Source organism: Leptospiraceae bacterium (assembly GCA_025059995.1).
In the GTDB taxonomy this organism is placed as follows: domain Bacteria; phylum Spirochaetota; class Leptospiria; order Leptospirales; family Leptonemataceae; genus SKYB61.
This window is the reverse complement of record JANXCF010000002.1, coordinates 40374-53809: the sequence shown is the minus strand read 5'-3', so window position 1 is coordinate 53809 and position 13436 is coordinate 40374. Positions and strand designations below refer to the sequence as shown.

At 35.9% G+C, this 13436-nt stretch carries 9 protein-coding genes; 5 read left to right on the top strand and 4 right to left on the bottom strand.

The window, feature by feature from the left end; all coding sequences use genetic code 11:
• Positions 1–4 precede the first annotated feature (4 nt).
• Genes NZ853_02505 through hisS form a run of 4 tightly spaced genes read left to right on the top strand, consistent with a single transcriptional unit; the run spans position 5 to position 5485 of the window.
• Positions 5–1132 carry a radical SAM protein gene (locus tag NZ853_02505; protein MCS7204548.1) on the top strand — a complete coding sequence of 376 codons (1128 nt, stop codon included), beginning with the start codon at positions 5–7 and terminating at the stop codon, positions 1130–1132.
• The gene (locus tag NZ853_02500; protein MCS7204547.1) at positions 1101–3077 is read left to right on the top strand and encodes an OmpA family protein; all 1977 of its coding nucleotides are present in this window, start codon (positions 1101–1103) and stop codon (positions 3075–3077) included. The genes NZ853_02505 and NZ853_02500 overlap by 32 nt, the downstream gene beginning before the upstream one ends.
• A 21-nt stretch (positions 3078–3098) precedes the next feature.
• Positions 3099–4169 (top strand): DUF1577 domain-containing protein, encoded by a 1071-nt coding sequence (locus tag NZ853_02495; GenBank protein ID MCS7204546.1) that lies wholly within the window; start codon positions 3099–3101, stop codon positions 4167–4169.
• 2 nt (positions 4170–4171) lie between these two features.
• Entirely contained in the window at positions 4172–5485 is a 1314-nt protein-coding gene (gene hisS / locus NZ853_02490) for a histidine--tRNA ligase (protein MCS7204545.1), read from the top strand.
• Positions 5486–5499: 14 nt separating this feature from the next.
• Here the strand turns inward: hisS and NZ853_02485 are convergent, their stop codons facing one another.
• Genes NZ853_02485 through mfd form a run of 4 tightly spaced genes read right to left on the bottom strand, consistent with a single transcriptional unit; the run spans position 5500 to position 11618 of the window.
• Entirely contained in the window at positions 5500–6312 is an 813-nt protein-coding gene (locus tag NZ853_02485; protein MCS7204544.1) for a prepilin peptidase, read from the bottom strand.
• A complete protein-coding gene (locus tag NZ853_02480; GenBank protein MCS7204543.1) occupies positions 6297–7283 on the bottom strand; it encodes an RluA family pseudouridine synthase in 987 nt (328 codons plus the stop codon). Before NZ853_02480 ends, NZ853_02485 begins: the two co-directional genes overlap by 16 nt.
• 22 nt (positions 7284–7305) lie before the next feature.
• On the bottom strand, positions 7306–8010 hold the full coding sequence (locus tag NZ853_02475; GenBank protein MCS7204542.1) for a hypothetical protein: 705 nt from the start codon (positions 8008–8010) through the stop codon (positions 7306–7308).
• A 35-nt stretch (positions 8011–8045) separates the two neighbouring features.
• Positions 8046–11618: a transcription-repair coupling factor gene (mfd, locus tag NZ853_02470; GenBank protein MCS7204541.1), complete on the bottom strand. Its 3573-nt coding sequence runs from the start codon at positions 11616–11618 to the stop codon at positions 8046–8048.
• Between the two features lie 101 nt (positions 11619–11719).
• On the opposite strand from mfd, the gene NZ853_02465 reads away from it, so the two are divergent.
• A complete protein-coding gene (locus NZ853_02465) occupies positions 11720–13432 on the top strand; it encodes a hypothetical protein (GenBank protein ID MCS7204540.1) in 1713 nt (570 codons plus the stop codon).
• Positions 13433–13436: the final 4 nt, after the last annotated feature.

Genomic DNA, 13436 nt, shown 5'->3' with positions numbered 1-13436 from the left:
GAATATGAATCCTGCTTCTTTCCCAATAAAAAAAATCTATATTGAAAATTCCCTAAAAAACTCAATCATCGTAAAAAACATCATAGAAAACACAAAAGGACTATCAATAGAAATTGAGTGGGTAGAAAACCCCAAAGAAGTGATGAAGCTTTATTCTCAAAAAAACCAACTTTTTTATAAAGACATCCTTTTGGTTCAACGACATCTTGGGAAATTCTTATCTTCGTGTCCTGGTTCCGATGGGGTCGTTTGTTGCCAATACTTTGTGATTAATTTTGGTGTAGGATGTGTTTATGACTGTCATTATTGTTATTTGCAAACTTTTATGAACCAGCCTTTGATTACCCTTTTTGGCAATGTTGATGATCTTCTGGATGAGGTTTCTCGAAAAATCCAGAATAAAGCTTTTCACTTTCGAATAGGAACTGGAGAATATACGGATTCTTTAGCCCTTGATCCTTTGATAAAACTATCCCCCATCTTGATTGAATTTTTCGCAAAACAAACTAACGCGACTTTAGAATTAAAAACAAAATCATCAAACGTAGATCATCTTTTGGATTTACCTCACAACCAAAGAACGGTTATTTCATGGTCGGTTAATCCTGAGTTCATTGTCAACACAATTGAGCATGGAACATCCACCATACAAGAAAGATTAGAAGCTGCGCTCAAGGCTCAAAAAGCAGGGTATAAACTTGCTTTTCACTTCGATCCAATCATTTATTATGAAAACTGGGAAAAGGATTATTATGAGTTGATTGATCACATTTTTGATGTTGTTAATCCCAATCGAATTGCTTGGATATCTCTGGGGACCTTTCGTTATTCTCCTAACCAAAAAGAGATCATGCAGAAGCGTTATCCCGAAGATTTTTTGACAAAGCAGGAGATGGTTCAAGGCAAGGACCACAAGTTCCGTTATTATAAAGAAATACGTTATGAAGTGTATTCCAAAATCCGAAGTTATATCCAAAAGAAAGATCCAAAACTCTTTCTCTATCTTTGTATGGAAACCCAATTTATGTGGGATAAAGTCTTTGGTTTTATTCCTTCTTCGTCCAAATCATTGGATCTTCTTTTTGAAGAAAGAAGAAAATATGTGGATCAAGTCTATCAACAAAAAGTATAATTTGTCAGCTGTAATTTTTTTGTTTGTTATCTTTCCCCTTTATCCCCAAATCACGAGTAAGATTTTTTATTTCGAAAATGTTTTAAAAGATCGAAATCTGCAAAATCAAGAAAAACTCAATACCCAATGGGATGAATATTCGCCTTTACCCATTTTTGGAGAGAAATATTTAATTTTTCAGTCCCAAAGACCTGGTTTTTTCGAAGAACATTCCCTTTGGTATTCTTACAACAAAAATCATGAGAATCCCATGTTGGAACCACTTTGGTCCGATCCTTTGCCTTTCGTTCTTCCGTTGGAGGAAAAATTTTTGACGAACACCCAAAGGGCAATCCAGCAAACCCAATTTACGATTAATTCTGATGCTTTTGTTGGGCATATAAGCGTTCTTATTCAAAATGGTGTAATTAAAGAAATTTATTTTACTTCCCATCGAAATAAAACCCTCAATGGTTATGATAATTTGAATATCTACACAGTTCGATTCGAAAACGGAAGGTGGGGAAACATCCAACATCTAAACGAAATCAATTCTCACTTCGATGATCTGATGCCTTTTATTTCTTCTGATGGAAAAAAGCTTTTTTTTGTTTCCAACCGACCCGGTGGTTATGGTGGATTTGACATTTGGTATGCAGAAAGAGACCTCTCCACAGGAATATGGAGTAAGCCCGTCAATCTGGGAGTTTCCATTAATACAAGGTTTGACGAAATCACACCTTTCTTGACGAAACAACAGCAGAAGTTGGTTTTTGCCAGTAATCGTCCTAATGGGATTGGAGGATTTGACTTATACGTAGCAAATTACAATGGTTTAGGGTATGACTTTCCTCTCAATTTGGGGGAACCCTTCAATTCAAAGCAAAACGACGAAGCATTAAAAATCTCAGATAATAGCTTGTGGACCTACATTGCTTCTGATCGAATCCGAAACGATGCAAAAGGTGGGTATGATATTTATCGCTTTTTTCTTCCTCAAGAACTGATTGAGTTTTATAAAATCAAGCTGAAAGGAAAAATCTTAGATGCAGAAACTCAAGAACCCGTAGCAGTTGAGTCCACCATAAAAATTGATTTTGGTGTCCAGACCTTAGTTTTAAAATCAGATCGTAGATTTAAGAATGATGGCACAACGATACAAAATACATTCGAGGTTGATCTTTTCTCGGGAAGATTATATAGAATTGAAATCACAGCTCCTGGATACTTCCCATTGGAAACTTTTTTGGACCTAAAAGAAATTTATGCGGAACCCAAAGTCGAAGAACGAGTCTTCTTTTTACAGCCCATCAAACCTATACCCCCCATTGTTCGTTATATCCCTGGCATTGTTGTGGATGAAGACACGAATTTATCTTTGCCCGGTTCGAAGGTTCTTAAGATTGATTCTGAGGGGAAAATCACTGAGCTCGTTTTGGATGAACTTGCTCAGTTTCAAGTACCAGTCCGAAGAAACGAAGTCTTTGAGTTGGATGTCTCATCACCGGGTTATGAAAGTAAACGAATTAAGTTTCAAGAATCAAAAGAACTTGAAAGAATCATCATCAAGCTCAAGAAAATCCAAGAACCTTGCGAAGCAAAACTTCCTGAATGCATCTGGAACACACGGATTTTTTTCGATTTAGACAGTGCCGAAATTAAACCCGAAGAACTCAAGAAGTTACAAATGATAGCTGAGATATTAAAGCTATATCCAAATATACGGGTAGAAATTCAAGGTCATACAGATCTTTCTTATCGGGGTCCCAAAGAAAGGTCCTATGAATACAACTTGCAACTATCAATCCAGAGAGCAAAAAATGTTCGAGATAAGTTAATTGAACTTGGAATTCCAGAAAATCGCTTAGAAATACGAGGATATAGTTTTACTAGACCTCTTGTGCCGGTTCCTGATGCCATACGAGGTGCTGTAAATCGAAGAGTAGAATTTAAAGAAATTCAATAAATTCCGTCAAATATTTAAAGTATGAAGTATATGTTAGGGTTTTATAAATTTGATCCCATCAAAGAAACAAAAAGAGCCTGGGATGTTGTGAGTGATCCAAAAGTGATAAAAAACTTGATCTTGTTAAAATTAGGTAAACATCCTTTGTATTTGAAATATACTTATCCTCCTGCGGAGTTTACCCCAGCTAATGAAAAAAACGATGGATTAGAGTTTTACTTCAATCCTTCTTTAGAGTTATCTAATAAAATGATACTTTATCTTTTCATGAAAAAGCAATTGGAATTTCATTTTGAATTCCAAGAACTTTTATCTCCTGGTTGTGCGATTCTAAGACCTACAATTTTACATGTGAGTAAAGTAGAAAGAAAAGAACCTCGTTTTTCTGTTAAAGGTGATGAGGTTGTAGCATCGAACTTCCGAGTGAGCAAAAACCGCATCACTGCAAACAACATCCAATTTCAAATTACTTCTCGCATCATCTTCCCTCAAATCGAAGAAGCCGCCAAAAAAACGATGGGAGACATTCGCATTTTGATTTCCAACTCAGAAGAATTGCCAGATGTGATAAAGCAAAAAGAGATTAACCAACCAGAAATTATCCAAACAAATTCCCAACATCTTTTCGTATTCCCAATTGTAACGTATGCCAAAAACAAATTTATACCGCTCGCATATATCTTATATCCTTTGCAAAAACTTCCCAATGAAGAAGAAAAAAGTAGAATCATGATTGAGCTCGAAAGAATAGCGAATGAAACCTTCGAAAAGATTTTAGAAGTCAATACAACATTGATAAAAACCAAACAACGCATACTTAATATATCCGAAGGGGGGTTAGCCATTGAAATCACGGATCCTGAGTTGATAAAATTAATTCCCTATCAAGAAAGCATAACCTTTGATTTGATCTTCAAGCTAGTAGCTCCGTTGCGCATGCAGGGAGAAGTCAAATATATTCATAAAATCAAAAAAGAAGGAGACCCCACATTAATTATGGGAATTGAGTTTACAGGATTGGGATATACAGAATTTCGTAAAAGCAATATTGAAATTTTGAGGAATTTACTGAAAAAGCTTACTCCTATTTAAGTATGAAGAAGTTTTCTTCTTATCCTGGAACACGGGATTTTTATCCCGAAGAAATGCAAATCCGCAATTGGTTTTTCGAAAAACAACGAGAAGTATGTATTCAATATGGCTATGAAGAATACCACGCTCCTATTTTAGAATTTACAGATTTATATCGTTCCAAATCTTCTGAAGAGATTGTGAACGAACAGCTCTATACGTTTTTCGATCGCGGGAATCGAGAAGTTTCTATCCGACCAGAAATGACCCCCACTTTGGCACGGATGGTAGCAGAGAAAATGCAGGATTTAATATTACCTGTGCGATGGTTCAGTATTGCGAACTTCATGCGTTACGAACGTCCGGGAAAAGGAAGGCTACGAGAGTTCTATCAGCTCAACGTGGATTTGATCGGGTCTGATACTGTTTATGCTGATGTGGAGATTCTTTCGGTTGCAATGGATATACTCAAAAGTTATGGAGCAAAAGAAGAGGATTTTTTGATTCGCTTTAGTGATAGAAACCTTTTGAACTTGTGGTTAGAAATCTCCGACAAAGAAAGGCTCCGAAAAATTGGAAGGCTAATTGACAAAAAAGAAAAAATCACTCATGAAGAATTCCATCAAGAACTCCAAAAACTATGCAATGACAAAGAAATACAAAAAGTCTACGAATTTCTAAACATCAAGCTGGATTTAAACAAAATTTCGGATTTGAACAATTTTTCATTCCAAAACAAAGAAAACTTAGAAGCAATCAAAAACATTTTATCTCGCATGCAGCTTCTTATTCGCTATCTAAGTGAAGTTCACGACACCCAAAATCTGATTTTCGATCCTTCGATTGTGCGTGGGTTTGATTACTATACGGGTCTGATTTTTGAAATTTACGACACTCATCCTGAAAATCAAAGAGCTATCTTTGGGGGAGGTAGGTATGATCAATTGATTGGTCAATTTGCTAAGCAATCATTACCTGCGATTGGATTTGGTTTAGGGGATGTTACGTTGGAGTCTTTTTTAAGAAACCACAATTTAATTCCGCATTTTTCTCATCGAAAAGGATTTTATTTCGCTCTATTCGATGAAAAGCTTTATCCTGAATACTTAAAGATTGTTCAGGAACTTCGAAGTTTCAACATCCCCGTAGAGCTCTCACTTCAAAGACCAAAGAAATTCGGAAAAGAATTGGAAATCGCCGAGAAGAAAAAATACAAATATGTCGTGATTGTGGGAGAAGACGAAATCCAGCAGAAAAAAATCACCATCAAAAACTTAGAAACAGGAAAGCAATATCAAGTATCACCCAAAAAAGAAGAAATAGAACCTTTTTTGTAGGAACTCATATTCACCTAAATTTGAGCTAAAAGTTCCTCAAAAGAAATCAGGGGTTTCAAGATCAGCATCATCACGCTAACATATCCTAAAAACGAGCCTAAAGGAGCAAAAGAACGTTGGTTTTTTTTATAAAATAATATAAACAAAATGCTAAGGAACGAAGCCCCAAACATAATCACAATGATTTCCGAAATATCAAAAATCATACTGATGGGAATCATTAACAAAACATCACCAAAGCCTAGTTTTTTCCCCCGAGTAATCAAAAACAAAATTAGAAAAGTTCCTACGAAAAGAAGGATTTTCAAAAATAAAAACCTCCAGAACTCCCATGAATCCCAAGCATCAAACAAAAAAAGATAGACTATCGACAAAACCCAAAGAATGATCAGGTTTTCGAAATCAATCAAGAACTTTTGATAATCAATTTGAGCAATAACAAGAAACTGAAAAACCAAAAAAAGCAAAAGAAACGAAGCAACACCAAAAAATTTATAAAAAAACATCAAAAGAAATCCTCCACCCCATTCCCAAACAAGATAACTCTTGGAAATAGGAGTTTTGCAGTGGGAACACCTCCCTCGAGAAAGCCAGTATCCAATTACTGGCAAAAGATAAATCCTTTTTATACGTTGATGGCAGTGATAACAAAAAGAGGGTTGAAAAAACAAGCGGTAGTATCTTTCTTTTTTTGAGAAATGCTTACGATGTTGACTATAAAAAAAATAAAGGATTCTTTCAAGAAGGGTTTTGTAGAAACTTCCCAGCGATGCCCCCAAAAAGAAAAGATAAACATAAGAAAAAGTGGTTTCTAATAATGGTGACATTTCTTTTCGAATTCCAAGAATCTCTTAGGTTCATCAATCTCGACATGGACGAGTTCTTGAGTCTCTGGATGAACGAAGGATAATGCTTTTGCTAAAAGTAAGAGTCCATATTTTTTGATCTTTTCATCAACGTGATAATACAAATCATCTCCAACAACAGGGCACTTCAAGTGATGGAAGTGGGCACGGATTTGATGGGTTCTTCCCGTGATTAAGTGGATACGAACTTTGGTGTATTTTCTGTGGTGTGTGCTTGTGATGGCTTTTATAGTTTCGTATTCTGTGATAGCCATTCTTCCTTGAGGATCTACCATCATTTTGTTTCGGTTTTTGGGATTTCTTTTTAGAGGTAGTTCTATCCTTCCTTTTTCTTCTTTGGGAGTTCCCAATAACCATGCAATGTAGGTCTTTTTGATCTCTCGGGTTTGAAACATCCGACTCAATTTCCATTGGGTAGAAGGATTCTTCGCAACTAATAACAAACCTTCTGTCATTTTATCCAGTCGATGAACTATTCCGGGTCTTTGGATGATAGTTTTGTTTTGTATGACGATGGGTTGGTTTTGTAATTCCTTCCAATGGAATAAAATACCATTCAAGATGGTTGGTTCATTGGTTTCGCTTTGCCCGGGATGAACGCTTATATTGGGAGGTTTATGAATGATGGCTAAGTATTGATCTTCGTAAAGAATATTTAAATTCATCGGAATGGGGTTTATATTAACTGAAGATGAAACTTCATGAAAATCACATAGAACCTTCATGCCCTTTTCCAAACGAAATGAAGGTTTGATCTTTTTTTCTGGTAAAACTTTTCCCTGCGAGTCAATGATAGTTACTTTTTTGTTTTTGATGAAATTTTGTATGGTGTTTCGACTATATTGAGTTTGAAATTTTTGTTGAAGCCATACATCTAAACGTTCGCCGTTTGAATCAACTACCCATTCATATTCTTGATTTGAACTGCCCATTCCAAAACTATGGAATTAAGCACTAGCCTTGTTTTTCTGGCTTAGGGCATTTTCCTATTTCTTGTGCTTCTTTGAAAAGTTTGATTTCGTTTCGTAAGTATTGTTCTCGATTAAATTCGTTGTTTTTCTTTACTTGCACGGATTCTTTGATTTCATTGATGAGTCGTGGGTATTCTGCACGAATGATTTCGTTTTTCAAATAGGCTTCAGAAATCTTCAAGCAATCATCAATCGATAAGTTCAAAATTCTTGGGTCCTTTTTGCGGAGTTCTTCACATTTTCTTTCTACTTGTTCTTGGGAAATTTTGATCTTTTCTTGCATTTTTTCTTGGATGTATAAATTCACAAGGGTTTCTAATCGAACTTGCTCTATGATGTTTTTGATGACGGGTTTTTGATCAAACTTTTCGAGTTTTGCCGCTTGCTCTACAATCTTCATTTCTCTGAACTTTTGGTAGGCATTTTCGGGATATAATCCCATAATCAATTCTTGAATGGCTGGATCCTGAGGAATCCTCTCAGGATTGCACATCAATTCGTAGAGGGTTTTTTTCTCGGCATTGGCTAGTCTTGACGCTTTTTCAATATAGGTTTCATAGTAAGTTTCGAAATCTTGAGTGGTGATGGAATCCTTCCCTATAGTTTCGATATTTACTCCCTTTTCTTTACAAAACGCTAAAACAATGAAAATAAAAATAAAAATGATTAAGTGAATTTTTGTCTTCATTCAAAGCTCCTCAAATTTGTCTAAAAATTTTTTTTTCATAATTGAGCAATTGTTTTTTGTTTTTTATACGTCTTTTTCCCTTGAGAAACCAAAGAGTCAACGTCCTCTCCGTTTTTGATTTTCAAAAGCATTTGCAACTTCTCGATTAAATACTTCAAATCTTCTTGTGTCATAACAATTTTGACATCTTTGTAATTGAATTTTTTTTCTTTCAGATATCTGAGTCGAAGGGTGTCAATATAGATGTATTGGGTATTTCCAGGCTTGAGGTAGAAAGAGTCTTTGCTTTGTATCACTTTTAGCATTTTTTCTAACGGAACTTGGAAATACGATGAAGGCTTGATTTCGATTTCTCCTTTGTGTTCGGAGATGGATTCTATTCCCAATTCCGTTCCTATGGTTCGAATTTCTTCTAAGGTAATGAAAATCTTTGAGACTTCATCAGGCTCACCAAAACGATCTTTGAGTTCCGCCACCACATCATGAAATTGCTGTAGGCTCGTGCAAGTCTCGAATTTCTTATAGAACTCGATTCTTTCTCGAGTATTGGGGACGTATTTTTCAGAAATAAAAAAGTCAAAAGGAAAAGACACTATACAACGAAATTCTGGCTTGATGGTTTCTCCTTTGAGTTTCCTGATGGCATTTTCTAAAAGTTTCAAATACATTTCGTATCCCACTTGGATGATGTCTCCTGATTGTTCTTTTCCAAGAATGTTTCCAGCTCCTCGGATTTCTAAATCCCTCATGGCAATTTTGAATCCACTACCTAATTCTTGGTATTCTAATAAAGTATTGAGACGTTTTTGGGCTTCTTCGGTTAGAGTTTGCTTTCCTTTATGAAAAAAATAAGCATATGCCTGACGATGGGACCTCCCCACCCTTCCTCGAATCTGATAGAGCTGAGAAAGACCAAAACGATCTGCCTCATCCACAATCAGGGTGTTTACGTTCGGAATGTCGATTCCGTTTTCAATGATAGTAGTGGTTAAAAGTAAGTCATATTTTCCATCAATGAATTCACTTAAAATTACGTCTTTGTCTTTTTCATCCATTTTGCTATGTAGCAAGGCAATACGGATATTGGGAACCAGTTGGTGGATTTTCTCTGCGATAAAAGGCAAAGTTTGAATTCGATTATGAAGGTAAAATATTTGTCCTCCACGATCAAGCTCTCGTAAAATTGCTTCTTTCAAAATTTCATCAGAATATTCCAAAACATATGTAATCACAGGTTTTCGTTCTTTTGGTGGAGTATTGATAATCGACAAATCTCGTATTCCAATCAAAGACATATGAAGGGTTCTCGGAATGGGTGTAGCTGTTAAGGTCAATACATCTACAGTTTTTTTGATTTTTTTTAGTTTTTCTTTGTGCATCACTCCAAATCGTTGTTCTTCGTCAATCACCAAAAGCCCTAAATTGGGGATTACCACGTCATTAGATAAAAGAGCATGAGTGCCAATGATCACATCAATTTTTCCTTCTTTTAAAGCTTTTTTGACGTGTTGATTTTCTTTGTTGCTTCTTAAACTCGAAATCCAATCAATGTTTATAGGATAGTTTTTGAATCTTTCTCTGAAGTTTACAAAGTGTTGTCTTGCTAAGATCGTTGTTGGACATATAATGGCAGCCTGTTTCCCCCCCTCTACGCACTTAAACACAGCTCGGATAGCAACTTCTGTTTTTCCATAACCCACATCTCCACAAATCAATCGATCCATAGGTCTTTCTGATTCCATATCTCGTTTGACTTCTTCGATGGCACGAATCTGGTCAGGGGTTTCTTCGTAAGGAAATTCCGACTCGAAGATTTCTTGGAGTTCTGTGTCTGGCGGAAAGGCATGACCTTTTAGTTGCATGCGAGTAGCATAAAGTTCAAGAAGTTCTCTTGCGAATTCTTCTATGTTTTTTTCCACTTTTTCTTTGACTTTTTTGAAGGATGCTTTCCCTAAGTGATCCAATTTGGGATGTTCTTCGGGAGATAAATACCTTTGAACTAAAGAAATTTGATCCAACGGAACATACAAAAGATCCTCGTCGGCATATTCAATTACCAAACAATCTCGCTCTCTTCCAGCAGCTTTGATGCGCTCTAATCGTAAAAACCTCCCAATACCATGAGTTACGTGAACCACATAATCTCCTTCTTTAAGATCCAAAAAAGACTCAATAGGAGAGAGATTTTTTGAAGAAATCTTATATTTTTTTGCATAGGATTTCCCGAAAATATCTGAGTCCGTGAACAAATAAAAATCCAACGAAGGAAGAAAAAACCCATGGCTCAAAGGTGACTCCAATAAGCCAATCTCTTCGGTATTTTCAATTCCATTGACTTTTTTATGAGGGATTTGTTCGTTTTTCAAAATGAAAGAAATCCGATCCCCTTGAATCGAGGTTGCATAGCTGATATAAATTTTTGCTTGTTTCTTTCGCAGTTCTTCGAGCTTATGTTTGAATTCTGTAATCCTTCCATAAAAGCGGTTCGCCTCTTGCAAAAAAGTCTGCGTAATGAAAGGGTGATTTTTTTGATCTATATTGTGCAATGAATAAATCTTCAATGTATGTTCAAATTGATCTATATTAAAGTTGGTGTTAAGTATTTGTTCTACTTCCAAAACCACTTTTTCGGTTTTGTATTTTTCGTAAAAGACCTCGTATTCTCGCAAAATCCTTTCGTATTGTTGGTTGAATTTTTCTTCCTCGGCGAAGATCCAAAAAAAATGAGTTTCCAAATCCTCCCAAAAATTTTGCAGTGGGAAAGAAACTCCCACCAAGTTCAATAAACCGGGGAGATCCCGGGAATTATAAAGTGTTCGAGATTCCTCTACAAGAACCCAATCGGGTTTTCGTAAATCTTCCGGAAAGCTCAAAATCTTCTCTTTGAGTTGATTGAATTCTTGTTCATTCAGTAAAACTTCACTTGCCGGTAAGATTTCTACTCTTTCTACAGAATAAATACTTCGTTGGGTGTCCGAATCAAAAAAACGTAGGGACTCGATTTCATTATCAAAAAGATCGATCCTCACAGGATTGGGAAGCTGAATAGGAAAGACATCGATGATCTCTCCTTTGATGGTAAATTCTCCAGGATTTTCTACTTTTTCTTCCCTGTGATAACCAAAACCGATAAGGGTTTGAAGGAATTGAGAAACATCTATTTCTTGTTGAAGCTTGAGTTCTAATCCATAGTTTTTCCATAAGGATTTTGGAGCTATCTTTTGGATCAGTGCTTTTAGAGTAGTGAAAATGATTCCTTGTTTTCGATTTCTTATGGCATGCAGTGTTCGTATGCGGTGGCTTTCGATTTCCAAATTATGAACAGTCCATTCATACGGCAAACCATCAAACTCTGGAAGTAAATACAAATCATCTTGAGGTAAAAATAACTGGGTTTCGTAATAGAGTTGTTTTGCAAGTAAACTTTCTGGTAAAACAAAAACAATAAAGTCAATATTGTTTTTTTTCCCAAGGACCAAATTTTGATAATACGAGGCAACAAGCAAGGACCACCCGCTTTGAGGAAGAGCATATACTTTATTCGTCTTTTTTGCTGTTATCTCATTTTGTAAGTATTCAAAAAATTTTTTGAAAATTTCAGGAAGCATTTTTTCTCCTTGACATTTAGATTTTTCTTGCTTACCTTCGATATTTGATTAGAAGTATTTTAGTTTTTGGACATTGACAAAAAAAATTTAAGGATAAGATTATGACAAGATTAAAACAACTACATTTTTTTGTAATCACAATAACGTTATTCATCGCAAATCAAAACTTACAAGGACAAGCCCGACCCCAAGTTGCGGAAGAAGCCATTCAGGGAGCTCCTGTCGAATTCATTAACCGAACCAATCGACGTGCTTCTGATTTTGCACGAAATGCAGAGATCAACACCGGATCTTCTTTGGGTGAACAAATTTTACAAAACAACCAAGCAAGCACCAATCAGGTCCAAGTGATTCGCATTTTCGATCCCGATGTAGAAAAATACGGAGCTGATGTGATGATCATTCTTCCCGCAGCGGATTATGGTCATGTGCGAAGTATCATGAGGGTGGTTCAAGGATATTTGGAAAAAGCCTTCGAATACAAACCTGAACAATCACGTGTTTTATCAGAATTAGTGGTATTCTACAATGCCAGTCTTCGTTTGAAGCCTGAGCTCGTGCAAGCGAGCTATTCGGTGAATGTTTTGAACCAATTAGAGCAGCAAAAAATTGGGATTGATCGTTCATATCGAAATTGGGCTGGGAAAACTCAACTTCTCATTCCTTTACGAAAGAATGTTGTTCGTCCTGATCAGTCGGATTTGGATCGAGAAGAGATCAAAATCGTGATTGAACAAGAAAAATCCATCCCTCAAGAAAAAAAAGAAGAACTACGCAAAATTGATGAACAACGAAAACAAGAAGACTTACAAAGAATCGAACAGAAAGAACAAGAACTCATCAAAAAAGAAGAACAAATCCAACGACAAGAGCAGCAAATCCAGCAACAACAACAAAACATACAAAAACAAAAAGAAGATACCAACCGAGTCCTTCAAGAATTACGAAAGGACCCCGTAAAGAATGAACCTCAAATCAAACAAGAAGAACAAAAATTACAACAACTTGAACAACAGCAACAAGAAATCCAAAAACAACAAGAGCAGCTCCAACAACAAAAAGAACAAATCCAACAAGAAAAAAAAGAATTAGCAGAACAAAAACAAGAACTCAATCAACCTCAAACAACCCGTAAAGAAGAAGAACAAAAAGAAAACCTCCAACAAGCAGCCAAACAAGAAACTAAACCCGATGAAAAACTCGAAGCTCTTCAAAAACAGGTAGAAGAACTCAAAAAGGAACTCCAAAAAGAAAAAGAACTAAGTGATAATGTCATCAACGAAAAGATTGTGTTTTTAAAAGTAATTCGTTATAAAGATGGACACTACAATAATGAGTTATGGATGATTGATCCAAATAAAGACGATGCCTTGTTTCGAGGTCCTTTTACGAATATTTGTAGTAGGGAATTTTTGGCTGTAGATAAAGTAGGCATTTTTGTCGTGGGTTATGAAGAAGAAATCCCCGATCATTCTGTTCATTTCTTGTATTTACTTGATGCAGAAACCCTCAAAGTCAAAAAGAAATCCAAAGAGCTGGTAAGTTTCAACACCTTCATGGAGGTTCGCGATAACTTCATTTACGTTATTGAAGAGTATCAAGGTAAACACTACTTAGCACGTTTTGATTTTGAATTAAATCACCAAGGAAGGAGTTCTGCTCCTATTCACCCTCACTCCGAGGTTACGTTTTTCAGAGATAAAATTTACTTAACTGGTTCTGGGAATGCTCCTAATATTCCTATTCAGGTCTACAACAAAAATGATTTGAAGTTAATCAAAGAAATCAATCCGAAATTGATTACTGCTAGATAAATTA